Source organism: Rathayibacter iranicus NCPPB 2253 = VKM Ac-1602 (assembly GCF_003149025.1).
GTDB classification, from domain to species: Bacteria; Actinomycetota; Actinomycetes; order Actinomycetales; family Microbacteriaceae; genus Rathayibacter; species Rathayibacter iranicus.
The window spans coordinates 215,723-238,555 of the sequence record NZ_QGDV01000001.1 but is presented as its reverse complement, the minus strand read 5'-3'; the positions used below and the strand labels follow the sequence as shown (position 1 = coordinate 238,555).

The following is a 22,833-nucleotide window of genomic DNA, read 5'->3' as shown; positions in this document are numbered from 1 at the left end:
AATGGAACCCTAACGTCTCGGCCTGCGGAGACACCCGCCGTCATCGACTCGCTGCGATCGGCTTGACGCCGCGATGCAGGGCCACAATCCCCGCGGTCAGGTCGCGGTGGGCGACACGCTCGAAGCCGGCGGTACGGAGCCACTGGGCGACGACCCGCTGCTTCGGCCAGGCGCGGATCGAGTCGCCCAGGTACTCGTAGGCGGGGTTGTTCGAGGAGGCGAGCCGCACGACGGCCGGCATGACCATCGAGAGGTAGAAGTCGTAGGCGGCGGCCAGCGGAGCCAGCGGCGGAGTCGAGAACTCGCAGATAACGATGCGTCCGCCCGGCTTGACCACACGGAAGAACTCGGCGAGCGCAGTCCGTGGCTCCGCGACGTTGCGCAGGCCGAACGAGATGGTCACGACGTCGAAAGAGTCGTCCTCGAAGGGGAGGTCCATTGCATCGGCATGGACGAACTCGATCCGCTCGTTACCGGCCTGGCGTCGACGGCCGACCTCGATCATCCCGGGTGAGAAGTCGGCGGCGACGACGTGGGCGCCGGAGCGGGCGAGGGAGGCACTGGACGTGCCCGTGCCAGCGCCGACGTCGAGAATGCGTTCGCCGCGCGCGGGGTTGACCGCTCGTGTCGTCGCCACGCGCCAGAGATGATCGTTGCCCACCGAGAGGAGGGTGTTCACGAGGTCGTAGGCGGGAGCAACCGTGTCGAACATCGAAGCGACGTCGTGAGGGCGCTTGGTGAGATCAGCCTTCGTCACGATCCACGAGTCTACGGCGAGACGCGGGATGACGGCTGTGCATCCATCATCCCGCGCCCGGTCCTCGCGCTCCTGGTGAGAGGAGCGCCGAGGTCGCCCCGCTCCGCCTCGCGAGACGCCCTCAGGACTGGATCACGGTAGCAACGTGCTCCAGAGACGCCGCCCGGACGGCGTACGACGTCTCACCTTCTGGCGCGGGCGTACTCTGTCTGGGTGACGCTCATCGGCGCCGGGGCTCCTCCCCTTCGGGTGGAGACGACCCCGCTGGACCCCCCGCTGACGCCCCTCCCCCTCTCCCATCCGCAGCGCCCACTCCTCTGGCAGCGCGGAAGTGCCGGGTTGAGCGGGCGCGGCGAGACGTTGCGCCTGACGTTCTCCGGGCCGGACCGCCTGCGTCAAGCGGCGGACGCCTGGCGCGCACTCTCCGCCTCCGCGACCGTCGATGATCCGCTCGGAATGCCGGGCACCGGGCTCGTCGCTTTCGGTGCGTTCGCCTTCTCGAGCCTGTCCCGCGCCACCAGTGTTCTGATCGTGCCGCGGACCGTCGTCGGAATCCGCGACGGGCGCTCCTGGCTCACCCGCATTGCGCCGGAGGGGACGGCCCTGCCGGAGGTCCCGGTCGAGCAGTCGATCGGCGACGAGTACCACGTCCCGTTGCTTCCCGGCGCGATGTCCCCTGGGGCGTTCCGCGACGCCGTCTCCGCAGCGGTCGCCGCGATCCGTGCCGGTGATCTCGAGAAGGTCGTGCTCGCTCGGGATCTGCAGGGTCGGCTCCCCAGAGACGCCGACCTGCGACGCGTGCTTGCGGCGCTCGGCGAGGGGTACCCCGACTGCTGGACGTTCGCCGTCGATGGCTTCCTCGGCGCCAGTCCCGAGACGCTCGTCGCTGTCGACCACGGGACCGTCTCGGCGCGGGTGCTCGCGGGCACCGCCGCTCGTGGAGACGACGACCCCGGCGATGAGGCGGTCGCCGCTGCACTCTTCGCCAGCGCTAAGGACCGTTCGGAACATGCCTTCGCGCTGGCGAGCTTGCTCTGTGAGCTCCGCCCGCACACCCGCGAACTCACAGCCGGCACCGAACCGTTCGCTCTGCGCCTGCCCAACCTCTGGCATCTCGCGACCGATGTGAGCGGCGTGCTCGCCGACTCCTCTACCGCCCTCGACCTGGTCGACGCTCTGCACCCGACGGCGGCCGTGGCGGGCACCCCGACCGTCGACGCGCTGGCGCTGCTGGAGCAACTAGAGCCCTTTGATCGCAGCCGCTACGCCGGGCCGGTGGGCTGGATCGACGGGAACGGCGACGGCGAGTGGGCCGTCGGCCTCCGTAGCGCCGAGATCGCCGCCGACGGCGCGGTCACAGCCTGGGCAGGAGCCGGCATCGTGGCCGACAGCGAGCCCGACTCCGAACTCGCCGAGACGCGCATGAAGTTCCGGCCGATACTCGACGCTCTGGGCTGACAGCGCGATCCGCCCCGGAATACGCGCCTGGCGCCTCAGAACGGTGGTGGCGTGTCGACGAATCGGGGTCGCGGCCCCGGTGGACGGCCCGGGAGCACCGGCGACCGGGTGGTGACTCGACGGCCGGTGGGGGTGGTCCATTCGGCCGTGCCGTCGGGATGCAGGACGTAGGTCCAGCGGTCGCCGTGGCGGACGTGGTGATGCCCGACACACAGGGAGGCGAGGTTCGCGGGAGACGTCTCGCCACCGTTGCGCCATTCGATCGTATGGTCCGCCTCGGCCGTCGACGCCGGTCGTGTGCAGCCCGGAAACCGGCACGTCTGGTCGCGCAGATGCAGGAGGAGCCGCATCCGCGGCGGCGGGACGCGGTGAGTGCGTCCGACGGAGACGACCGCGCCCGTCTCTGCGTCGGTCAGTACCGTCGTGAAGGAGGCGCCGACTCCGACCAGCATTCGGGCGGTTTCGGCGGGAATCGGTCCGTAGCCGTCGAGCTCGCCCGGAGCGTCGTCGGCTCCGGAGGCGGTGCTCGCCGCCAGGGTCAGCCTGATCTCGGCGCGCAGGCCGGGCACGAATGTCGCCACGCCCTGATTCTCGACGATCGGTGCGGTACCCGCGATATCGCCGTGGCAGAGCAGATCACCCCACGCATCGGCGCGCATCTGCGCCAGCGTCCGTTCGCCGCCGCGTGGCTGCTCCCCTTCGCCGTCGCGGAGGCTGCGGGCGATGCGATCGAGGCGGGCCAGAGCGCCCACCGCGACGGGCGCCGGAACGTAGGCACATACCGTCGCCATTCCATCGATCTCGGGCGTTAACCACACCCCGCGGTCGGCTAGAGCGCGCGCGTGCCGCTCGACAAGCGGCTGCTCGTGCAGCTCGTCCCGCAACCGCGCCACCGCGCGTCGCAGCTGGGTGGGCGTCATCCTCACGGCCAACTCCACCGCGCGCTCGTCGAATTCAGCGCGGGACGCCGCAGGGAGTGACGCCGCCACCGCGCAGATCGCCTGCCCCGCCTCCCACCGCAGTCTCGCCGCGGCCAGAGCTGCACGCGTGCAGGGCAGCTCTTCGACAAGAAGCTGCGCCCGCACGAGTTCCCGCGACGCGACCCGCTCCGAGACTCCGAGGGCGACGGCGAACTCGGCCCGAATCGACCGCTCCACCAGATCGCTCGACTCACTGCGTGCCAGCGAGCGTCCCCGCGCGAACGCTTCAGGACACACAAGCGCCGCCCGATAGCCCGCATGCAACGCCTCGGCCGCGGCGAGGAGCACCGGTGACGCGCTCCGCGCCAGGGCGGCGGCGCGGTCGCCGAGCGCCCGCACCTCGTCCATCGCTGCCTCTGCCACACCCGCATCTCTCATACGAGTATTGAACCAGGGACCACCGACACAGGAAGGTCCGCGGTGACGGATCAGGACAACTCGTGCACCACGAACGCCTGTGGAGGGACATCGACCGCGCCGCAGCTCTCAGCGCCCGAGCGGAATCTCCACGATTCCCGGCCCGTCACCCGGCGACGTCAGCGCCTGCTCCAGCTCGCCACGCGTCGACGTCCGACGGTAACTCCAGCCGTACGCCCGCGCCAACGCCTCCAGATCGACCGACTGCGGGGTGAACTGCACCCGGTCGAAGGCATCGGGTGACGAACTCGACGCCACCTCTAAGCCGTCGAAGATCGTCCCGCCGCCGTCGTTCACCACCACGAGCTGCACACGCGGGCGCCGCTCGCCCGGCGCGAGCAGCAGGCCTCCCGCCTCGTGCAGAAGCGTGAGGTCACCGAGGACGACGCGCGTCACTCCCGCCGCGCCACGCCCGACCGCTTGAGACGCGACCGCGATGCCCAGGGCGGTCGAGACCGTACCGTCGATGCCGGCAAGCCCCCGATTGGAATGCACCGTGATCCTCTTGCCGGGGAGCGATCCGTCGGCGACACGGATGAGACGCGAGGCGCCGAAGAGCAGGCGGTCGTGCGGCCAGGTCACGCGCCAGACGGCCGCCACGACCGACTCGCGGGTGAGCGGCGCGCGCACGGCAGCGAGCGCGTTGCGAGCAAAGCTGCGGCGGTCCTCCAACGACATAGTGCCGCCGTCCGGCGCCTCCGCCAGCGACTCAGGGTCGGCGGCCTGCACGAGAGCGCGGCTCCGGAACACCCACGAGCCAGCCCAGGCACGCTCAGCCCGGGTGGCTCCTGCGGAGCGCACCACCTCGACGCCGGCCACCCGACGCGCGCGTCGTCCCGGGTTGTAAAACTGCGGACGGCCCCGGTCGACGACGATCACCTCCACGTCCTTGCGGCGCAGCAGTTCTGGCACCTCCCGCGAGAGGGTCGGGTGACCGAAGACGATCGCGCGCCGCACGCGTCCGCCGAATTCGGCCTCGGCCAGGAGGCGACGCCAGGCGACGACGACCTGCGGCCCGAAGCGGGCACCGGAGGACACTTCGGCCAGCAGCGGCCAGTCGCCCGCGCGGGCGGTCGCCTCGGCGTCCTCGCCCGACTTGTCCCCCGCGATGACGACAGTGAGCGGCTCGTCCTGTCCGGCGGCGACACGCTCGATCTCCTCCGCGGGGCCGGGCTCGACAGGGGGAACGGCCGTCGGGATGTCGATCTCCGGCAGACGAGACGAGAGCGGCTCCCGGAACGCGAGGTTGAGATGGACCGGTCCGCCCGGATGCAGCGCCGCGGCCAGCGCACGGTCGGCAAGCGCCACGGCCTCCGCCAACGTCGACTCCGGGCCAGGGGCGGCGACGTCCTCGAACAGCCGAACGGCGCGCCCGTAGAGTTCGCGCTGCTCTGTTGTCTGATTCGAGCGGATGCCGCGCAGCTCGTCCGGGCGGTCGGCGGTGAGCACGATGAGCGGCACGTCCGAGGCATCGGCCTCGAGCACGGCCGGGTGCACGTTCGCGGTCGCGGTCCCGGAGGTGGTGATCATCAGCGCGGGCAGGCCCGTCTCGAGCGCTAACCCGAGAGCAAGGAAGCTCGCCGAGCGCTCGTCGATCCGCACGTGCAAACGGACGACGCCGCGGGTCTCAAGTTCGGCGGCGACCAGCGCGAGCGCCTGGGACCGGGAGCCAGGTGCCACGACCACATCGCGGACGCCGAGCGCGACGAACCGAGTAAGGAGGTCGACCGCAAAACGAGTGGAGGGGGCGACCGGTGACGAATCAGGCATCGCGGCGGCCAGGGCCGTCCGCCTCGCCCTGCTCGTCCATCTCGGCGAGGTCGCGCTCGAGCTGGGCGATGCGCTCGGCCTGAAGGCGCTCCTGCTCGGGATCCCGCTCTGTGCGGATCGTGCCGAGGAAGTCGGGGTCGTCATCGGGCGCGGTGTAGCGGCGTCCTCCCGAGTGCTCTCGACGCGGGCGGCCGATCCAGAACCACAGACCCGCGCCGACGCCGGGCAGCAGGATCACGACGAGAAGCCAGGCCCACTTCGGGATCGCCCGCACCACGTGGCGCTTGCTCATGGCGCAGTCGATCACGGTGTAGACCGTGAAGACGGCAAGGGCCACAAGCAGGCCGATGACAAGGCGGATCATGGACTTGAGTCTACGTCTGGCACCCTGTTCGGGAGGTTCCGCACGGATGCTGGACAGCAGGCTCTCATGGTGCTCACGGAACGGTATGCGGGGGCCGACGTCTCCGGGAGCCGACGTACACTGTCCCGGTGAAACTGAGCCGCGCGGTCGCCGTCTACTCGCTCCTGCGCCTGGCGATGTTCGCCGGCGTCTTCGTGCTGGTGTACCTGCCGGCGCGCACCTTCGTCGACTCCGAGCTGACCGCCGCGGTCACCGCTGGGTTCGTGGCCGCGATCGCGAGCCTGTCGCTCTCGTACATCATGCTCCGCGCACCCCGAGAGCGGATCGCGGAGGCGATCTACGAGCGCCGCAAGGATGCTCCGCGCACCCCGACCGACGACGACATCGAGGACGCCGCGGTGGACGCCTCCCGCGACGAGCGCTGAGGCACCGGCCGCCCGCAGAGGTGCTAGCAGCCCCTGCGGATCGCACACGGCCGCGCCGATCCTCCCACCGCCCAAGGCTCAGAACGCCAGCGCCGCCCCAAGTATCACGGCGTACGCCAGCCCGCCGAGGCTCGTCAACTGGAGCGCCAGGACCAGCTCCTTGCCCGTGCGCGCCGTGAGCGTGATCAGGATCGCCGGCAGGATCATCAGCAAGACGAAGAGCGTCAGCCAGGCCAGCGGATAGAAGAGCGCGAGGATCACCGCGATCGCGAACGGCACCAGCACGAAGCCGATGTAGATCGCACGGGCCACCGGCGGTCCCACCAGGACCGCGAGAGTGCGCTTACCCGAAAGGCGGTCGGTCGGGATGTCACGGATGTTATTGACCATCAGAACTGCGCAGGCGAAGAGCCCGGCAGCGACCGCGCCGAGCCACGACTCCTGGTTGGTGCGACCGATCTGCACGAAGGTCGTGCCAACGGTGGCGACCAGACCAAAGAAGACGAAGACGAAGAGATCGCCGAGACCCAGGTAGCCGTAGGGACGGCGTCCACCCGTATAGAACCAGCCGGCGGCAATCGCGGCCGCACCGACAATCAGGAACCACCAGTAGCCGGAGAGCACGGTCAACACGAGTCCCGCGACGGCGGCGAGGCCGAAGAAGACCAGGGCCACCGTGAGCACCTGCTTCGGCTTCGCCGCTCCGGAGCCGGTCAGGCGCGATGGACCGACACGGTTCGCGTCGGTCCCGCGGACGCCATCCGAGTAATCGTTGGCGAAGTTGACCGCGATCTGGAGCGCGAGGGCGACGGCAAGGCAGAGCAGGGCGCGCACCCAGTGCCAGCCTTCGTCGAGCACCTGAGTGGCGCCGGTGCCGATGAGCACGGGGGCGACCGCGAGCGGGAGCGTTCGCAGGCGGGCACCGGCAATCCATTCACGCGGACCGGCGGGCGTCACGGCGACTGCGCTGGGTCTGCCGCCGGGTCGCCCGCTGCGAGATTTCGCTGACGACTTCTTCTTGCGACTCGTACTCGACACGGAGGGAATCCTACCGAGTGGCCCTAGCCTGCCTCGGCGATGACTCGTTCGAGGGCGCGGCGGTCGGGTTTGCCGGACGCGAGCAGCGGCATCGTCGGCACGGCGAGGACCGCGGCAGGAGCAGCGGCACGCCCGAGACGGTCCACGACGAGAGCGCGCACGACGGCGAGTGCCGGCGCCTCCTGTGCAGTGACCACCACGGGGACCTCGCCCCACTGCTCATCCGCGCGGCGCACGACGACCGCATCCAGCACGGTCCCCTCCCGAAGCAGGCTCTCTACCACGTCAAGCGACACCTTCTCACCGCCGGAGATAATCACTCGATCGAGCCGACCCGTTACCCGGAGGCGACCGTCGATGATCGCGCCCGCGTCGCCCGTGCGATACCAGCGCTCTCCGTCGAGAACGCCGAAGACCGAGACAGTGCGCTCAAGGGCACCCGCCGCGTCGAGGTAGCCCTCGGCGAGGATTGGGCCGCCGAGCAGGACCTGCCCGTCCTCGACTCGCATCTGCACATCACGCAGGGGGACGCCGTCGTAGACACAACCGCCCGCCGTCTCACTCGAGCCGTAGGTGAGGCGGATTTTCACCCCGAGCGCGGCGGCGCGCTCTCGGAGAGCCTGCGGCGTCGACTGTCCACCGATCAGGAGAGCGTCGAACGAGCGCAGCACCTCCGCCTGGGCGGAATCGCGCTCGGCGAGATCCAGAAGCCGCGCGAGCTGCACAGGCACGAGCGAGGAGTAGCGGCGTTCCCCCGCGGGCAGGGTGCGGGCGAGCGCCATAAACGCGGCTGCGTCGAAGCCACCTGGCGGGAGCACGAACGGATCCGCCTCCGCGGTCACCGACCGCACCAGCACCTGCAGCCCGGCCACGTAGTGCGTCGGCAGACAGAGGAGCCAGTGACCAGGACCGCCGAGCTCGGCCAGCGTCGCCGACGCGCTGGTGAGCAGGGCGGAGGTGGCGAGCGCCACGCGCTTCGGAGGACCGGACGAGCCCGAGGTCTCGACGACCACCGCAACACGCTGCGGGACGACCTGGTCCTCCGCGGACACGACGGCGCCGGGCGGAGGCACGCGGATCGCGGGACCGCTGCCGTCGAGCGCGGCGCGCAGGGCGACCAGCACCGTGTCGGGGGCCGGATCGACGTCGGCAAGCCGGCGGGTCACCGCCGCTCCACGCCGCTCAGAACTGCCACGGGAATGGTGACCAGTCGGGCTCGCGCTTCTCGAGGAAGGAGTCGCGGCCCTCGACCGCTTCGTCGGTGCCGTAAGCGAGGCGGGTGGTCTCACCGGCGAACAACTGCTGGCCGACGAGGCCGTCATCGACAGCATTGAAGGCGTACTTCAGCATGCGGATGGCCGTAGGCGACTTGGTCAGGATCGTCTCCGCCCACTCCACAGCGGTCGTTTCGAGTTCGGCGTGCGGAACGACCGCGTTCACGGCGCCCATCTCGTAGGCGCGCTGCGCCGAATACTCCCGAGCCAGGAAAAACACCTCGCGGGCCGCCTTCTGCCCGATCTGGCGAGCGAAGTAGGCGGAGCCGTAGCCCGCGTCGAAGGAGCCGACGTCGGCATCCGTCTGCTTGAACCGGCCGTGCTCGGCCGAAGCGACGGTCAGATCGCAGACCACATGCAGCGAGTGGCCGCCTCCCGCCGCCCAGCCGGGGACCGCGGCGATGACGACCTTGGGCATGAAGCGGATGAGTCGCTGCACCTCCAGAATGTGCAGGCGGCCCGTGCGCGCCGCGTCGATCCCCTCCGCGGTCTCGCCGTCGGAGTAGCGATAGCCGTCGCGACCGCGAATGCGCTGGTCGCCTCCCGAGCAAAATGCCCAGCCGCCGTCTCTCGGGCTCGGGCCATTGCCCGTGAGAATCACGACGCCGATGTGGGGATTCGTGCGCGCGTCTTCGAGTGCGCGGAATAACTCGTCGACGGTCTGCGGCCGAAATGCATTGCGCACTTCGGGCCGATCGAACGCGACGCGCGCGACCCGGCCGGATCGGTCGTGGTGGTAGGTGACGTCCTCGAGTGCGTCGAACCCCTCGACCGACGTCCAGCGGTGCGCGTCGAAGAGTGCGGAGACCTGCGTGCTCATGTCCTCGACCCTACTGATACGCACCGAAGCGGAAGACCTCGATACGCCCCTCCGCGGGAGAAGCGGCGTATCGAGCCTCCCGCCGCTGTTACTTCGCGGTGGACGTCCGACGGTTCTCCGCCGACACCATCCAGGCGTACTGCTCGAGGCTCTGGATGATCGCGTGCAGGAGGTCCGCGCTGGTCGGATCCTCCTCGTCCACCCGGTCGTGCACCTCGCGCATGGTGGCGGCGGTGTTCTCGAGGCGGACGGTAATCAGGTCGACGGTCTCAGCCGTATCAATCTCGCCGTGCGGGTACTCGGGGAGGGTCGTGGTCGCGGCGACCGTGTCGCTGCGGCCGTCCGGGATGCCGTGCAGCGCGCGCATCCGCTCGGCGATGTCGTCGCTGAACTCGCGCGCCGATTCGATGATCTCGTCGAGCTGGAGGTGGAGGTCGCGGAAGTTCTTGCCGACGACGTTCCAGTGGGCCTGCTTGCCCTGGACGTGAAGCTCGATGAGATCAACGAGCACATGCTGGAGGCTGTCGAGCAACTCCTTCGACGCCTTGAAGCCCTTTTCGGCGTTCTGACGGCGGCTGGTCTTGGCACCGGAGCCCGCGGGGGCTTCGACGTGGCGATCGAGTGTGGTGGTCATGGACCGTTCCTTTCTCTTGCAGTGCCGGGGTGCGGTGTCCCGCTCCCGAGCCTGGCTTCTTCGGCTGGGCACCGCCCGGATGCGCGGGGTACGCATGGGCGGAGGTCATCAGATCGTGGCGACGGACCCGGCGTCGACGCGATAGTTCGAGCCGTTCACGAACGAGGCTCGGTCGGAGCAGAGGAACGCGATCACGGCAGCGACCTCGTCCGCCTCACCGCGGCGCTTCAGCTCCAGATAGGGGCGCTCCTCATCAAGGAACGACGAAATCGCTTCGTCGACCGAGGTGCCGCGCTGGTCAGCCCGCTTGCGCATCATCGCGTCGGTCATCGGAGTGTGGATGAACGCCGGCGAGACCGTGTTCACCAGCAGGCCCTCCTTCGCGTAGGAGCGCGAGAGGCCCTTGGCGAAGGCGAGGACGCCCGCCTTTGCAGCGCAGTAGGGCAGTTCGTCGTCATAGGGCTGGACGGCATCCTCCGACGCAGTGAGCACGAGGCGCCCCCAGCCGCCGGAGCGCAGATCGGACAGGAACTCGCGCACGAGCCGGACCGGCCCGAGCAGGTCGACCTCGAGGGTGCTCGTCCAGCCCTCGTCGTCGATCTCGTGGAACAGACCCTGAGCGCCGGTGATTCCGGAGCACTGCACGAGGATGTCGATCGCACCGACCGACTCCGCGACGCGACGGTGCAGCTCGGCGAGTTGCCCCGTGCTCGTGACGTCGGCGGCAAAGGAGTGCAGTCGCCCTTCCGGAGCGTCGAGCCGCTCGGCCGCCTCATCAAGCTTGCCCTGGTCCTTGTCCGAGATCACGACCGTGACGCCCTCCGCGAGCAGGAATTTCGCGGTGCTCCAGCCGATGCCGGAGTCGCCTCCCGTGACGAGGGCGGTGCGGCCGGTGATTCCAAGGTCCATGCTGAGGGGTCTCCTTGCGGGTGCGGTGGGAGTGCGTGGTATCCGGTTTACGCTCCCCCGGGCCGCCCCTCAATGGGTTGCGTCGGTACCGCATGCGGGGTTACGCGCGACCGACCTTCTCCGGCGCCAGCTCCTCAATGGTGATCGCCGCGTTGATGAGCGCGAGATGGCTGAGACCCTGGGGCAGATTGCCCCAGAAGGCGAGGTCGTCCACGGCGACCATCTCGGACATGATGCCGACATCGTTCGGCACCGTCGCGACCAACTCGTCCATTAGCGCGACCGACTCGTCATGTCGGCCGACGCAGGCCAGCGCGGAGGCCAGCCAGAACGAGCAGGCGACGAACGGGTGCTCCTCGCCTTCCATACCGGAGTAGCGGAACATCAGAGCCCCACGGCCGAGTTCGCCGACCAGGGCGTCGATCGTCGAGATCATCCGCTCGCCGCGCTCGTATCCACTCGGAGCGTGGAGCAGCACCGAGGCGTCCAGCTCTTCGCTGCCCGGGTACATCACGTACGAGCCGAGGTCCTCAGCCCAGCAGTGCTCCTCGATCCAGTCGCGAATGCGGTCACGCTCGAAACGCCAGCGGTCGGGGCTACCCGCCACCTGGCCCGCCTCGGCCAGGTGCACCGCCGCGTCCAGCGCCTGCCAACAGCCCATCTTGGAGGAGGTGTAGTGCTGTTCCTCCTCCAGTTCCCACATCCCGGCGTCGCGGTTGCGCCAGAGGTCGCAGGTCGTATCGGCCACCCGGGCCAGCAACCGGCCCGTCTGGATGTCGAGGACATTCCCCTCGTCGACGTAGATGCGGCAGATGTCGAAGAGGTCGCCGAAGACGCCGAGCTGGAGCTGGCTCTGCGCACCATTGCCGGCGACTACGGGGCCGATCCCCGCATAGCCCGGAACGTCGTACTCCGTCAGCGCGGGCGGCGCAGAGCAGTCGAGCCCGTAGAAGATATGGAGGTCCGGTCCGTGCGCCTTGATCGTGCGGAGGAGCCACGAGAGCGCCGCATGCGTCTCCTCGCGCAGGCCGAAACGCACCAGCGCGTGCATCGTGTAGGCAGCGTCGCGCACCCAGGCGAAGCGGTAATCCCAGTTCTTGCCGCCGTTCGGCGACTCCGGGAGCGACGTGGTCGCGGCCGCGGCAATCGCGCCCGTGGGCGAATAGATCAGGAGCTTGAGCGCGAGGGCGCTGCGTTGCACCGCCCGGGCCCACGGACCGTCGTAGGAGAACTCCTCCGACCACGCCTGCCAACTGCGAATGGTGCGGTCGATGCCGCGGTCGACATTTTTCGCGACTGGGAAATGCAGGGGCTCGTCATGCGTAGCCGAGATGACCAGAACGTGCCGGACGGCGTCCTTCCCGGACGTGACCACGAACGATCCGGTGAGTTCATCGCCGGCGCCGGAGGGGGCATCGTCGCCGTCCGGCCCATGCTCCTCACCGGTGACACCGATCGTGATGTCGCCAGCGCGGATGAGGGAGCGGCCGTCGGCGTTCTGAATCCACGGGGAGAAGGTGCCGAGACCGGTGCCTGGGCGGACCGCCCACCGCATCCGCACCGTGCCGTCGACGCCGTCGATCCGGCGGGCCAACTCGGCCCACGGGAGCCGACCGGCGATCCCGGTGACAAGCGCATCGGTGACGCGAACGGTCCCCGACTCGGTGGTGAAGGTGGTCTCGAGCACATTGGTGTCGCGCACGTAGGCCCGCATCACCTCCGCGGGCTCGTCGGGAGCAAGCTCGATGCAGCCCCCGGACTCGGCGTCGAGAAGCGCGGCGAACGCGGGCGTCGAGCTGAGGTCCGGAACGGGTAGCCAGTCGACGCTGCCGTCCCTCGCGATCAGAGCGACCGTGCGCCCGTCGCCGATCGCGGCGTAGTCGCGCAGGGGCCGGGTCGCTCGGGGTTCCGCCATGCCTTCACGGTAGGTGCCACCCGATCCGGCGGCTCGGGCTTGCGGAGGCAACGTGCGCCCTGTACCGCGCGGGTCACGACCGACGCGGTGTTATGACGTCCGGACGCCGCCGTACTTCTTCATCCGGTCGATGAATTCGTCGCGGTCGCCCTCCGCGAGCAGGCCATTGGCGTAACCCGCGAGAAAAGCACCCTGTGGATCTGGCGAGAGGCCGAAGTCCTCGAGCATCGAGGTCACCCGCCCGCTCTTGTCCGCGTCGAGGTCCGCGAGTCCGAGTTCGATTGCGGGTACCTTGTCGATGGAGGAGCGGGCGGTCACGATCCACAGGGTCGCCGACGCCTCCTCCGCCGACAGATTGCCCTCAAGCTCGTAACCCTGCTCGGACCACTGCGCGGGAGTCCGCGCGACGTCGATCTCGTCGAAGCCGAGCGGAGCAAGCGCCGCCGTGAAGTGGTCGACCGCTTCCTGCTTGTCCGTCCCGGTCGTCACGTCGCCCGCCGCGTACTCGGTCGCCGAGACGTAGTCGTAGAGAAGTGACGGGCCACCATACGCGTTTTCAGACTGCTCGTAATACTCGTCGTCGGCCGAGGTCCAGCCCGAGAGCAGCGCGGCCTCGACGGCAGCGACGGCAACCTCGGAGGTCTGCCGCACCTTCTCGGCCGAGGCCTGACCAAGCACCAACTCGGCATCGCCGTCCTGGTAGCCGGGGTAGTCGTAGAGCGGATCGGACGGGTGACCGCTGCCGAAGGGATCATCGGTGGGATCGCCCGGAGCCGCGGTGGGGATGTCCTGAGGAGCGGCGTCGAACGCCGTGCCGACGCCGAGCGCGAGAAACGTGCCGAGGACACCGGTGTAGACCAGTCCGACGACGACGCTCGTGCCCAGCGCGATCCAGCTTCCCCTCCCGAGCGGGCGATGCGAGGGAATCGAGCCCTGCGTCGGGCCCGGAGCGGGCGGCATCGACGGCGGCGGACTCGTAGGGACCTGGCTCATCGCACTCCTCCGCTTTGCGTGACAACCTGGTTAGTCTTACATCTCCGTGAGTCCCGTGCCTCGGCGCGCCCGATCGCCGCCACCGTGGGGGGACAATGGCCGAATGGACGATGACGTGCCCGCCTCCCCGCTCCCCTCCCTCCGCGAGCTCGATGCGGGACTTCGCGTCGTCTCCCTGCCGCTGCGCACCCGATTCCGTGGCGTCGACCACCGCGAAATCGCGCTCGTGCGCGGGCCCGAGGGCTGGACCGAGTTCTCGCCGTTCCTCGAGTACAGCGCCCCGGAGGCGGCGGCCTGGCTGCGTGCCTCCATCGACTACGGCTGGAACGAGCAGCCCACAGCCCTGCGCGAGCGGATCCCCGTGAACGCCACCGTCCCGGCCGTCGCCCCCGACGAGGTCGCGGCCGTGCTCGCGAGCTATCACGGCTGCCGCACAGCCAAGGTGAAAGTCGCCGAGCGCGGCCAGACCCTGGCGGACGATGTGGCGCGCGCCGCCGAGGTGCGGCGCGTGCTGGGGCCCGAGGGACGGATCCGCATCGACGCCAACGGTGGCTGGAACCTCGACGAGGCCGAGCACGCCGTGCACGCGCTCGCCGTCGTCGACCTCGAGTACGTCGAGCAGCCCTGCGCGGAGGTGGATGACCTGGCCGAACTGCGTCGCCGGGTCGCGTACATGGGTATCCCGATCGCCGCGGACGAGAGCGTGCGCAAGGCCGCCGATCCGCTCGCCGTCGCCCGGGCCGGCGCGGCCGATCTTCTTGTGATCAAAGCGCAGCCGCTTGGCGGCGCCCGCCGCGCTCTCGCTCTCGTGGCCGAAGCCGGCCTCCCCGCGGTCGTCTCCAGCGCACTCGACAGTTCCGTCGGACTCGCGATGGGCGCCACGCTTGCCGCGGCCCTCCCCGACCTGCCCTACGACTGCGGACTCGGCACCGCGTCCCTCCTCGCCGAGGACGTCACGGAACAACCGCTGCGCCCGGTCGACGGGTCGATCCCGGTCGGCCGCGTGACCGTCTCGGAGGAGCTGCTCGCGCGCCACGCCGTCTCGTCAGAGCGGCTCGCCTGGTGGCGGGCCCGACTCCGCGACACCTACGTGCTGCTCTGAGGCGCGCGCTGCCGCCGACTCCAGCTACTCATCCGCCTTCGGACTGCGACGAAACTCCCCGCTCAGCGCGTACGCCGCCAGCGCGAGCACGAAGGTAGCGGCGGCGAACAACCCGACGCCCACGAACCCGGGGGAACCGGCGAGTAGCGGCCCTCCGACGACACCGCCGACGGTCACTCCGATGTACATCGCAGAGTTCGAGAGGGCACTCACCGTCCCCCGAGCACCATCGACGTGACTCTGAAGCTGCGTCATCAGAACGGGAAACAGGAAACCGGCGACGACCATTGCAAGCGCCAGAACGAGGGCGGCGGCCCACAACGAACTGGCGAGCCCGGCACCGAGATAGGCGCACCCCAGCGCCACAACTCCGACGATCAGGGACGGGCGACGCCCGAGCCTCGTGACGAGACGCGGACCGACGAGCGAACCGGTGGCGTTGCCGAGGCCCACGAGGACCATCGTTCCGGCAATCAGCATCTGGCTAGCTCCGTAGTCACGGGCAAACCAGGAGCCAATGAAGGAGAGTGCCGTGAAGTTTCCGGTTTGGAAGACGAGGTAGCCGACGAGCGAGAGGAGCAGCGGGCGCGATGTCATGACGACGCGATACGGCGCGAACAGGCCCGAGGAGGGAGCATGCGTCGGAGGCACCGAAGGAAAGACTCGGTACAGGAGCAACCAGAGCAGGACGCCGAGCGCGGCGATCGCGAAGAAGGGCAGCCTCCACCCGGCCGCCGAGAGGAATGACCCGAGCGGGATTCCCGCCACCTGAGCGATCGCGAGACCGGCGGTTGCAGCACCCATCGTCCTGACGATCGCAGCCCTCGGAACAAGCACCGGAATGGACGCCCAGATCTGCGGGGTCACGAAAGCCGCCGCCACGCCGGCCAGGAACCTCGCGACACACAACGACCAGAAATCCCATGTCACACCACACGCTGCGGTAAAGACGGTGAAGGCGACCACTCCGATGAGGAGAACTGTGCGCCGGTCGAGCCGGTCGGAGATCGGCCCTGAGATCAGTGCGAGAAGGGCGTAGCCGAGCGCGTACGCCGACACCAGCCAGCCGGAGCGTCCTACATCGACGTGAAAGTGCTCCTGAAGCAGGGGGAGCAGTGGCGCCGTGAGAAACGTGTCGGTACCGATGACGAAAAGCGTGCAGAACGCGAATAGTCGGACGCGGATTTCGGAGACGCCGCGCCCATACGCCTGACCTCTGCGCATTGAGAGCATGGCGGCACCTCCTCGACTAAGTTCGACAATCATCGAACTACACGCACCGGAGAAAGTCAAGAATTGCTCGCCTGCGCGCGGGGCTACCCTGGAAGTCGGAGGAAGGCACCCCGTGGTTTCAGTAGTTCTCGTGCACCCCATGCCCGACCAGATCGAGGTCGGCCGGGTGCTGGTCGCCCTGGCAGACGACGTTCGCCGGGACGTCCTGCGGCGGATCGCCACGGACGGGCCGCTCTTCTGTGGCGACCTGGATCTCGGCGTGGGCAAGAGCACGATGTCCCACCACTTCAAGGTGCTGCGGGAGTCGGGCCTGATGCACACCGAGGCACTGGGAACTCGCCGGCGCATCAGCCGCCGCGACGCGGCGATCGACCGCCTCTTCCCGGGTCTGCTCGCCTCCGTGGGACTGCCGCCGGGACGAGGCTCCTGGCACGAATGACAGGGACCCATACCTCTGCCCGCGCTTGTGATATCGGAGTCCTATGACTGCATCGACCGTTCCCGTCTTCCTCGACTGCGACACCGGCATCGACGATGCGCTCGCCCTGGCGTACCTGCTCCGGTCGCCACGCGCTCGCCTCGTCGGCATCAGCACCGTCAGCGGGAACACCGACGCGCGCCAAGCGGCTGCCAACAGTCTCGGGCTGCTCGCCTTGGCCGGGCGGAGCGACGTCCCGGTCGCCGTCGGGGCGCACCACTTCCTCGAGGAGGACTACGTCGGCGGCTCGCCGCAGGTGCACGGGGACAACGGTATCGGCGGTGTCGAGTTGCCCGCGGGCGGTGCGCCGGTCGATGAGGATCCGGCCGACCTGCTCCTCCGCCTCGCCCGAGAACACGAGGGTGAGCTACGCCTGGTCGCTGTCGGACCGCTCACCAACCTGGCGCTCGCGCTGCGCAAGCACCCCGAGCTCCCGTCGCTGCTGCACTCGGTCACCGTCATGGGCGGAGCCGCCCTCGTCCCGGGCAATATCACCGCCGTCTCAGAAGCGAATATCTGGCATGATCCCGCCGCAGCCGCCGACGTCATCGCCGCCGACTGGGACCTCACTCTCGTCCCCCTCGATGTCACGATGCGCCACCTCATGACGGAGGAGCACCGGGCGGTGCTGCTCGACTCGTCCGACCCGCTGTTGCAGGCCATCGGGCAGGCGCTGGACCACTACTTCGACTTCCACGTTGGCCACCTCGGCGAGCGCACGGCGGCCATGCACGATCCGATGGCCGCCGCGGTCGCCGTGGACGCGGTGGGTCTCGCCTCCGCACCGCGCGTGCACGTCGAGGTCGATGCCGGCTCGGGTCCCGGTCGCGGCCAGACCATCTCGGACCTGCGCGGCATCTACCGCGGCGTCCACCCCGAGAACGCTCGCACCCGCGTCATCCTCGCACTCGAGGCCCCCTTCGCGCCCCACCTGATCGACGTGATCACCCCGCACTGACGCCCTTCGCGTGCGCAACCGAGGTTGAGCGGCACGGTATGCCCCTGAACGCCCCTCCTGCGCTTTTCCCACCTCGGTTACGTACACCTCAGGCGACCCAGATGCCCTCCGCACCCTTCTCGCTCACCCGGGCCACCCCTCCACTGCACCCGCGAAGCGCAGCGCCCGTGCTCCCGCAACTGCTGGGAGCGGATCGGCGGGCCCTGGTGGGGTCGATCGCAAGGCGGAGGCGACGGCCATAGCGCCGCTATGGTCGTCGCCGACAACGCCGCGAGCGGCCCCACCAGGGCCCGCCGATCACATGCCGGTGTCGAGGCCGGAGTAGGCGTGGAGCCCCTTGAAGAACACATTGACGACGCCGAAGTTGAACATGACGGCCGCGAAGCCGACGATGGCGAGCCAGGCGGAGGGGGCGCCGCGCCAACCGCGGGTAGCGCGGGCGTGAATATAGCCGGCGTAGATGGTCCAGATGATGAAGGTCCAGACCTCCTTGGTGTCCCAGCCCCAGTAGCGGCCCCAGGCCTTTTCGGCCCAGACGGCGCCAGCGATCAGAGTGAAGGTCCAGAGGATGAAACCGATGATCGTGACGCGATAGGCGAGATTCTCGAGGGTAAGCGAACCCGGGAGTGTGCGGAGGAAGCGAAGGACGGAGCGGGGGCTGTCTCCGACACTCTCCCTCTGCGCCTGGAGTAGTTGAGTGACCGAGAGCGCGAAGCCGAGGGCAAAAAAGGCAGTGCCGAGGATCGCGACGAGCACGTGGATGACGAGCCAGTACGACTGCAGTGCCGGCGGGAGCGGGACGACGGCAACGTAGTAGTTGACGGTCGCGACTCCGAGCAGCACCAGGACGAGACCGGTGATGAACGCACCGAGGAAGCGGAGGTCCCAGCGCAGCTGCACGGCGAGGAAAACGCCGATGATAATCAGCGTCCCTGTCATCGAGAACTCGTACATGTTCGCCCAGGGGACGCGGCCGGCGGCAACGCCTCGCAGGATGGTCGCGGCGACGTGGAGCACGAACGCGAGGAGCGTGAGCGAGAAGCCGATGCGTATCGCCGTCGAGCGAGCGGGGGCGGCGTACACCTCGTCCTCGACGCGGCTGCCGAGGCGCGAGAGAGTTGCGGTGCGTCCCCCGCCGACGGTGGCGACGGTGGCCCTGCCGTTCGCGGCGCGATCAGCCGCAGCAGCGGAGGCGACGCGCTCCGCCTCCTGCACAACCTCGATCGACTCACCATCGGCCAAAGAAGCGCGGCGGGCGAGGTCGATCGCGAAGAAAACGAACGCCAGCGCGTACACACCCATAGCGGAGGAGAGGCACAGCACCGAGTACTGCGAAAGGATCGCGATCACCTCCCTAGGCTAATCGCTCCCCGCCCTCCCCCCCCCCCCCCCCCCCCCCCCCGCTTCTTCCCCGCCCCTCCCCCGCTTCTTCCCCGCTTCTTCCCCGAAATGTCGCGAGATGCGCACGAACGGACGAGATGCGGTGCCGCGGCGGACGATCTCGACTGTCTCCCCGCATCTCGCGAGATTCGGGGTCGCACGTGTCCGAAAAGGCGCATCTCGCGACATTTCGCGAGAGGCGCGGCGGGCGGCCGCAGTCAGTCGAGCGGAGCGTGCCGGTCCGCGACCGCCCGCACGGCTCGCACGAGCTGCGGGTCCTCGCCGCGGGCGAGCCCCGCGTACTCGAGCAGCAGTCCGCCGTCCTCCTGCGCCGCCGCCTTCAGCCAGACGCGCCGGCGCGGCACGAACAGCGAGGTGAGCAGGCCCGCCAACACCAGAATCGCGAACAGCAGCACCCAGCCCTGGGTCGCATCGTGGTGGATATCGAACGAGGCAAAGCGCTTCACGCTATCGGTCCCGATGCGTGTCGGATCCGCTCCCACGTTCTCGAAAGTCACACTGCCGAGCCCGTTCGGCAGCTCGGCCGTATCGCCGGGCTTGAGGCTGATCGGCGCAACCCCCGTGCTCCCGCCGGTGAGCCGGGTCAGCGAGTCGGTATTGAGCACGTAAACGGAGGTGGGCACTCCGCCGTCGAGCCCGAGGTCGCCCGCGAAGACGTTGAGCGAAAGCACCGGGTACTGCACGTCGGGGAAGATCGAGGTCGAGGCGCCGGAGGGGAGCTCGTCCTGCGTCGGATAGAAGAACCCGGTCAGCCCGAGTTGCTCCGAGAGCCCGTCCGGCACCTTGATGACGCCGACCGAGGTGAGGTTGGCATCCTGCGGAAGGAACGGGACGGAGTCGGTGAAGATCGCTGTGCCGGAGGGGTCGCGCACCGTGATCGTTGGCGCGTAGCCGTTGCCGAGCAGGTAGACGTTCGTCCCGCCGATCGCGAGCGGGTCGTTGACCTTGATGGTGCGGGCCTCGGAGCCGCCGCCGCGCTCGGTCGTCGTGACATGCGCGGTGAAGTCGACAGGTTGGCCGAGCGCCGACTGATTCTGCTCCTCGTACTTCACATCAAGGCCGTCAAGCGTCAGCTGATAAGGGTCGAGCTGACTGGTATCGAAGAAGCGGCCCGGGTTGAAGGAATCGTAGGCCGCGAGGTTGTTCGCAAAGCCCTGCGAACCCTCGACCAACACGCGCTGGCCGCTGTATCCGAATCCCCCGCCGACTCCGACGGCCACGAGAATGCCCACCAGCGCCGAGTGGAACACCAGGTTGCCCGTCTCACGGAGGTAGCCGCGCTCGGCAGAAACGCTCGACCAGCGCCCGCGCGGGTCGTCGTACCGCTCGACCCGGTAGCCGGCGCGGCGCAGCACGGCGTGGGCGGAGGCGACGGCCTCTTGCTCCGAGGCACCCTCCACCTCGCGCACGGTGTAGCCGGCGAGGCGCTGCAGGCGCGCAGGCGTGCGCGGCGGACGCGAGCGCATCGCCTGGAAGTGATGGCGAGTGCGCGGGATGATGCAGCCGATCAGCGAGATGAACAGCAGCAGGTAGATGCTCGAGAACCAGGCCGAGGTGTAGGTATCGAACGCCTGGACCTTATCGAGCAGGGGCGCGAGATCCGGGTTGTCGATGAAGTACTGCGTTACTCCGTTGGGGTCGGAGGAGCGCTGCGGTACGAGCGAGCCGGGCACGGCCGCGATGGCGAGCAGGAGCAGCAGGAACAGCGCGGTGCGCATGCTGGTGATCTGGCGCCAGATCCAGCGCAGCCAACCGGTGAACCCGAGCGCGGGCTGCGTGAGTGAGCCGTCGGAGTCGTAGTGGTCGGCCGGGCGGAAGGACGCGTCGGTCTTCTCCTGCGTCGCCTCGTCCGGGCGGCGCGTGCTTTCCCCTGGCTCAGAGCGCCGGCTGGAAGCCATTGATCACCGCCGAGAGGGATCCATAGACGAGCGTGTTCCAGATGCCCGTGACCATCAAGACTCCGATCAGGACGAGGGCGACTCCACCGGCGATGTTCACCGTGCGAATGTGACGCTTCACCACCGCGAGAGTGCCGGTCACCCAGCTGAAGCCGAAGGCGACGAGGAGGAACGGGATGCCGAGTCCGAGGCAGTAGACCAACGCGAGCACTGCGCCGCGCCAAGGCGAGCCGACACCGTAACTGAGGGCGAGGATCGAGCTCAGAGTCGGTCCGAGGCAGGGAGTCCAGCCCACGCCGAAGACGATGCCGAGGAGAGGGGCGCCGATCAGGCCGGTGGCGGGACGGAGGCCGGGGCGAAGTGTGCGCTGCAAGAACGAGAACTGACCGACGAAGACGAGTCCCATTGCGATCACGACGACGCCGAGCACCCGCGTAATGACGTCCGTGTACTGACGCAGCCAGAAACCGACGGTACCGGCCGCCGCTCCGTAGAGCACGAACACCAGCGAGAACCCAAGCACGAACAGCAGCACTCCGAGCACAATCCGGCGGCGGCCCCGCACGGCACGCTCGGTCGCGTCGGTGAATCCGCCGACATAGGCGAGGTAGCCGGGCACCAGCGGGAGTATGCAGGGCGACGCGAACGACACGAGCCCCGCCAGCAGCGCGATCGGCACCGCGAGGAGGAGTTGACCGCTGATGACGATCTCGCCCACGCCGCTACTCCCCCTCGGCGAGCGTGTCGCCGACAAGGGTCGAGAGGATGGACGCCTCCTGTAGCTGGCCGAGGATGCGCGACGCGACGCGACCCTGTTTGTCGAGAACGAGCGTGGTGGGCACGGCATTCGGCGGAACCGTACCGGTAAAGGCGAGCTGCACCGACGAGTCGGTGTCGACGATCGAGCGGTAGCCAAGTCCGAACGTCTCGGCGAAGGCCGCAGCAGTGGGCGCCTGGTCGCGCACGTTGACACCGACAAAGGAGACGCCCTTGTCGGCGAATTCGGAGTGCACCTTCTCGAGGTCGGCGGCCTCGGCGCGGCAGGGAGCGCAGCTGGCATACCAGAAGTTGATGACGACGACCTGCCCGACCAGGGCGGCGGAGTCGATGGCGACGCCATTCTCATCCATCCCCGAGAAGACGATCGGATCGTCGCGCTCGTCACTCCTGATCTCGGTGACCGTGCCGTCCCCCGAGATGTAGCCCTTATTGCTGCCGGTGCGGTACTGGTCGGCGAGCGGATCCTCGGTGCAGCCCGTGAGCGCTAGCGCGGCCAGCAGAGTGAGGGCGACGGCAGGGTGAGGGCGGCGCATCACACGGCTCCGACGTCGGTGGCCAGCCCCTGCAGGTCGGCGGCGGGGTCAGAGTAGCCGACCTCGACAAAGCCGTCGCCCCGCCGCTCGAGCGTGGTGATGCTGGAAAGAGCGCAGCGGCGCTTGCGCGGATCGTGGAACAGGCGCTCGCCCGCGAGGGCGCGGTGCGCGGTCCAGATCGGGAGCTGGTGGCTGACGATGGCGGCGTCACCCCGCGCGGTCTTCTCCCACGCCGACTCGATCGCGGCGTACATCCGCGCCGAGATGGCGAGGTAGGGCTCGCCCCAGCTGGGCTCGAACGGGTTGCGGAGCCACGGCCAGTGCTTGGGGTTCCGCAGGGCGGAGTTGCGGGCGGCGAGAGACGTGCCCTCGAAGTGGTTGCTCGGCTCGATCACGCGCTCGTCGGTGCGAATCTCGAGCTCGAACGCCTGCGAAATCGGCTGAGCCGACTCCTGGGTGCGCTGGAGCGGCGAGGCGATCAGGACGGTGACGTGCCGCCTGCGCTCGAGGAGGTTGTCGGCTGCAGAGCGGGCCATCCGGTGCCCGAGATCCGAGAGCCGGAAGTTCGGGAGTCGCCCGTAGAGGACCCGGTCGGGGTTGAATACCTCGCCGTGCCGCACGAGATGGATCTGATCGGCAACCACGAGCGTCAAGTGTACGGAACGCGGCAGTCAGGAGCGCCGGGAAAGGCTCGCC

At 69.0% G+C, this 22,833-nt stretch carries 22 protein-coding genes; 5 read left to right on the top strand and 17 right to left on the bottom strand.

The annotated features are described in order from the left end of the window. Positions 1–40 precede the first annotated feature (40 nt). A complete protein-coding gene (ubiE, locus tag B0H03_RS01160; protein ID WP_104266310.1) occupies positions 41–757 on the bottom strand; it encodes a bifunctional demethylmenaquinone methyltransferase/2-methoxy-6-polyprenyl-1,4-benzoquinol methylase UbiE in 717 nt (238 codons plus the stop codon). Positions 758–970: 213 nt separating this feature from the next. Here ubiE and B0H03_RS01155 point away from each other — a divergent pair, with 213 nt between their 5' ends. Beyond that, the gene (locus B0H03_RS01155) at positions 971–2,215 is read left to right on the top strand and encodes an isochorismate synthase (RefSeq protein ID WP_241560477.1); all 1,245 of its coding nucleotides are present in this window, start codon (positions 971–973) and stop codon (positions 2,213–2,215) included. A gap of 35 nt (positions 2,216–2,250) precedes the next feature. On the opposite strand, the gene B0H03_RS01150 is transcribed toward B0H03_RS01155, so the two are convergent. From B0H03_RS01150 to B0H03_RS01140, 3 genes are all read right to left on the bottom strand, one after another. After that, positions 2,251–3,573, bottom strand: coding sequence for an HNH endonuclease (locus B0H03_RS01150; RefSeq protein WP_104266304.1), 1,323 nt, complete (start codon positions 3,571–3,573; stop codon positions 2,251–2,253). A gap of 108 nt (positions 3,574–3,681) precedes the next feature. Then, complete coding sequence (menD, locus tag B0H03_RS01145) at positions 3,682–5,382, bottom strand: 2-succinyl-5-enolpyruvyl-6-hydroxy-3-cyclohexene-1-carboxylic-acid synthase (protein WP_104266303.1); 1,701 nt, start codon at positions 5,380–5,382, stop codon at positions 3,682–3,684. Next, entirely contained in the window at positions 5,375–5,746 is a 372-nt protein-coding gene (locus B0H03_RS01140) for a PLD nuclease N-terminal domain-containing protein (RefSeq protein WP_104266302.1), read from the bottom strand. Before B0H03_RS01140 ends, menD begins: the two co-directional genes overlap by 8 nt. A gap of 128 nt (positions 5,747–5,874) precedes the next feature. Between B0H03_RS01140 and B0H03_RS01135 the strand changes: the two genes are divergently transcribed. Then, positions 5,875–6,171 carry a DUF4229 domain-containing protein gene (locus tag B0H03_RS01135; RefSeq protein WP_104266301.1) on the top strand — a complete coding sequence of 99 codons (297 nt, stop codon included), beginning with the start codon at positions 5,875–5,877 and terminating at the stop codon, positions 6,169–6,171. Positions 6,172–6,249: 78 nt separating this feature from the next. Here the strand turns inward: B0H03_RS01135 and B0H03_RS01130 are convergent, their stop codons facing one another. The 7 genes from B0H03_RS01130 to B0H03_RS01100 all read right to left on the bottom strand — a co-directional run bounded on the left by B0H03_RS01130 (position 6,250) and on the right by B0H03_RS01100 (position 13,754). Further along, the gene (locus tag B0H03_RS01130) at positions 6,250–7,209 is read right to left on the bottom strand and encodes a 1,4-dihydroxy-2-naphthoate polyprenyltransferase (RefSeq protein WP_419956881.1); all 960 of its coding nucleotides are present in this window, start codon (positions 7,207–7,209) and stop codon (positions 6,250–6,252) included. A 23-nt stretch (positions 7,210–7,232) separates the two neighbouring features. Beyond that, entirely contained in the window at positions 7,233–8,375 is a 1,143-nt protein-coding gene (locus B0H03_RS01125) for an AMP-binding protein (RefSeq protein ID WP_206612074.1), read from the bottom strand. A 16-nt stretch (positions 8,376–8,391) separates the two neighbouring features. Continuing rightward, complete coding sequence (locus tag B0H03_RS01120; RefSeq protein ID WP_104266299.1) at positions 8,392–9,303, bottom strand: 1,4-dihydroxy-2-naphthoyl-CoA synthase; 912 nt, start codon at positions 9,301–9,303, stop codon at positions 8,392–8,394. 88 nt (positions 9,304–9,391) lie between these two features. Further along, the gene (locus tag B0H03_RS01115; protein ID WP_104266298.1) at positions 9,392–9,937 is read right to left on the bottom strand and encodes a Dps family protein; all 546 of its coding nucleotides are present in this window, start codon (positions 9,935–9,937) and stop codon (positions 9,392–9,394) included. Positions 9,938–10,045: 108 nt separating this feature from the next. Further along, a complete protein-coding gene (locus B0H03_RS01110) occupies positions 10,046–10,846 on the bottom strand; it encodes an SDR family NAD(P)-dependent oxidoreductase (RefSeq protein ID WP_104266297.1) in 801 nt (266 codons plus the stop codon). Between the two features lie 100 nt (positions 10,847–10,946). Then, entirely contained in the window at positions 10,947–12,761 is a 1,815-nt protein-coding gene (locus B0H03_RS01105) for a glycoside hydrolase family 15 protein (protein ID WP_104266296.1), read from the bottom strand. Positions 12,762–12,851: 90 nt separating this feature from the next. Continuing rightward, positions 12,852–13,754: a hypothetical protein gene (locus B0H03_RS01100; protein WP_104266295.1), complete on the bottom strand. Its 903-nt coding sequence runs from the start codon at positions 13,752–13,754 to the stop codon at positions 12,852–12,854. A 103-nt stretch (positions 13,755–13,857) separates the two neighbouring features. Here B0H03_RS01100 and B0H03_RS01095 point away from each other — a divergent pair, with 103 nt between their 5' ends. After that, the gene (locus tag B0H03_RS01095) at positions 13,858–14,856 is read left to right on the top strand and encodes an o-succinylbenzoate synthase (RefSeq protein WP_104266294.1); all 999 of its coding nucleotides are present in this window, start codon (positions 13,858–13,860) and stop codon (positions 14,854–14,856) included. A gap of 24 nt (positions 14,857–14,880) precedes the next feature. Here the strand turns inward: B0H03_RS01095 and B0H03_RS01090 are convergent, their stop codons facing one another. Next, the gene (locus B0H03_RS01090) at positions 14,881–16,089 is read right to left on the bottom strand and encodes an MFS transporter (protein ID WP_237399263.1); all 1,209 of its coding nucleotides are present in this window, start codon (positions 16,087–16,089) and stop codon (positions 14,881–14,883) included. A gap of 139 nt (positions 16,090–16,228) precedes the next feature. Here B0H03_RS01090 and B0H03_RS01085 point away from each other — a divergent pair, with 139 nt between their 5' ends. Together B0H03_RS01085 and B0H03_RS01080 are read left to right on the top strand one after the other, a co-directional pair. Continuing rightward, entirely contained in the window at positions 16,229–16,528 is a 300-nt protein-coding gene (locus B0H03_RS01085) for an ArsR/SmtB family transcription factor (RefSeq protein ID WP_104266306.1), read from the top strand. Positions 16,529–16,571: 43 nt separating this feature from the next. After that, positions 16,572–17,525 (top strand): nucleoside hydrolase, encoded by a 954-nt coding sequence (locus tag B0H03_RS01080; protein ID WP_104266293.1) that lies wholly within the window; start codon positions 16,572–16,574, stop codon positions 17,523–17,525. 297 nt (positions 17,526–17,822) lie between these two features. Here B0H03_RS01080 and ccsB read toward each other — a convergent pair whose 3' ends face one another. From ccsB to B0H03_RS01055, 5 genes are all read right to left on the bottom strand, one after another. Further along, on the bottom strand, positions 17,823–18,827 hold the full coding sequence (gene ccsB / locus B0H03_RS01075; RefSeq protein WP_104266305.1) for a c-type cytochrome biogenesis protein CcsB: 1,005 nt from the start codon (positions 18,825–18,827) through the stop codon (positions 17,823–17,825). A gap of 296 nt (positions 18,828–19,123) precedes the next feature. Continuing rightward, positions 19,124–20,824, bottom strand: a complete 1,701-nt coding sequence (resB, locus tag B0H03_RS01070) for a cytochrome c biogenesis protein ResB (RefSeq protein ID WP_104266289.1) — start codon at positions 20,822–20,824, stop codon at positions 19,124–19,126. Next, entirely contained in the window at positions 20,802–21,542 is a 741-nt protein-coding gene (locus B0H03_RS01065; RefSeq protein ID WP_104266288.1) for a cytochrome c biogenesis CcdA family protein, read from the bottom strand. The genes resB and B0H03_RS01065 overlap by 23 nt, the downstream gene beginning before the upstream one ends. A gap of 4 nt (positions 21,543–21,546) precedes the next feature. Further along, positions 21,547–22,137 carry a TlpA family protein disulfide reductase gene (locus B0H03_RS01060; protein WP_104266287.1) on the bottom strand — a complete coding sequence of 197 codons (591 nt, stop codon included), beginning with the start codon at positions 22,135–22,137 and terminating at the stop codon, positions 21,547–21,549. Next, on the bottom strand, positions 22,137–22,781 hold the full coding sequence (locus tag B0H03_RS01055; protein WP_104266286.1) for a histidine phosphatase family protein: 645 nt from the start codon (positions 22,779–22,781) through the stop codon (positions 22,137–22,139). Before B0H03_RS01055 ends, B0H03_RS01060 begins: the two co-directional genes overlap by 1 nt. Positions 22,782–22,833 lie beyond the last annotated feature (52 nt).

What these genes read in the sequence shown, in the direction of transcription:
- B0H03_RS01140 (WP_104266302.1), bottom strand. Translation starts at nt 5,746, where the DNA reads ATGATCCGCCTTGTCATCGGCCTGCTTGTGGCCCTTGCCGTCTTCACG.
- B0H03_RS01095 (WP_104266294.1), top strand. Translation starts at nt 13,858, where the DNA reads ATGGACGATGACGTGCCCGCCTCCCCGCTCCCCTCCCTCCGCGAGCTC.
- resB (WP_104266289.1), bottom strand. Translation starts at nt 20,824, where the DNA reads ATGGCTTCCAGCCGGCGCTCTGAGCCAGGGGAAAGCACGCGCCGCCCG.
- B0H03_RS01120 (WP_104266299.1), bottom strand. Translation starts at nt 9,303, where the DNA reads ATGAGCACGCAGGTCTCCGCACTCTTCGACGCGCACCGCTGGACGTCG.
- B0H03_RS01060 (WP_104266287.1), bottom strand. Translation starts at nt 22,137, where the DNA reads ATGCGCCGCCCTCACCCTGCCGTCGCCCTCACTCTGCTGGCCGCGCTA.
- B0H03_RS01100 (WP_104266295.1), bottom strand. Translation starts at nt 13,754, where the DNA reads ATGAGCCAGGTCCCTACGAGTCCGCCGCCGTCGATGCCGCCCGCTCCG.
- B0H03_RS01105 (WP_104266296.1), bottom strand. Translation starts at nt 12,761, where the DNA reads ATGGCGGAACCCCGAGCGACCCGGCCCCTGCGCGACTACGCCGCGATC.
- ccsB (WP_104266305.1), bottom strand. Translation starts at nt 18,827, where the DNA reads ATGGGTGTGTACGCGCTGGCGTTCGTTTTCTTCGCGATCGACCTCGCC.
- B0H03_RS01150 (WP_104266304.1), bottom strand. Translation starts at nt 3,573, where the DNA reads ATGAGAGATGCGGGTGTGGCAGAGGCAGCGATGGACGAGGTGCGGGCG.
- B0H03_RS01090 (WP_237399263.1), bottom strand. Translation starts at nt 16,089, where the DNA reads ATGCTCTCAATGCGCAGAGGTCAGGCGTATGGGCGCGGCGTCTCCGAA.
- B0H03_RS01115 (WP_104266298.1), bottom strand. Translation starts at nt 9,937, where the DNA reads ATGACCACCACACTCGATCGCCACGTCGAAGCCCCCGCGGGCTCCGGT.
- menD (WP_104266303.1), bottom strand. Translation starts at nt 5,382, where the DNA reads ATGCCTGATTCGTCACCGGTCGCCCCCTCCACTCGTTTTGCGGTCGAC.
- B0H03_RS01085 (WP_104266306.1), top strand. Translation starts at nt 16,229, where the DNA reads ATGCCCGACCAGATCGAGGTCGGCCGGGTGCTGGTCGCCCTGGCAGAC.
- B0H03_RS01080 (WP_104266293.1), top strand. Translation starts at nt 16,572, where the DNA reads ATGACTGCATCGACCGTTCCCGTCTTCCTCGACTGCGACACCGGCATC.
- B0H03_RS01110 (WP_104266297.1), bottom strand. Translation starts at nt 10,846, where the DNA reads ATGGACCTTGGAATCACCGGCCGCACCGCCCTCGTCACGGGAGGCGAC.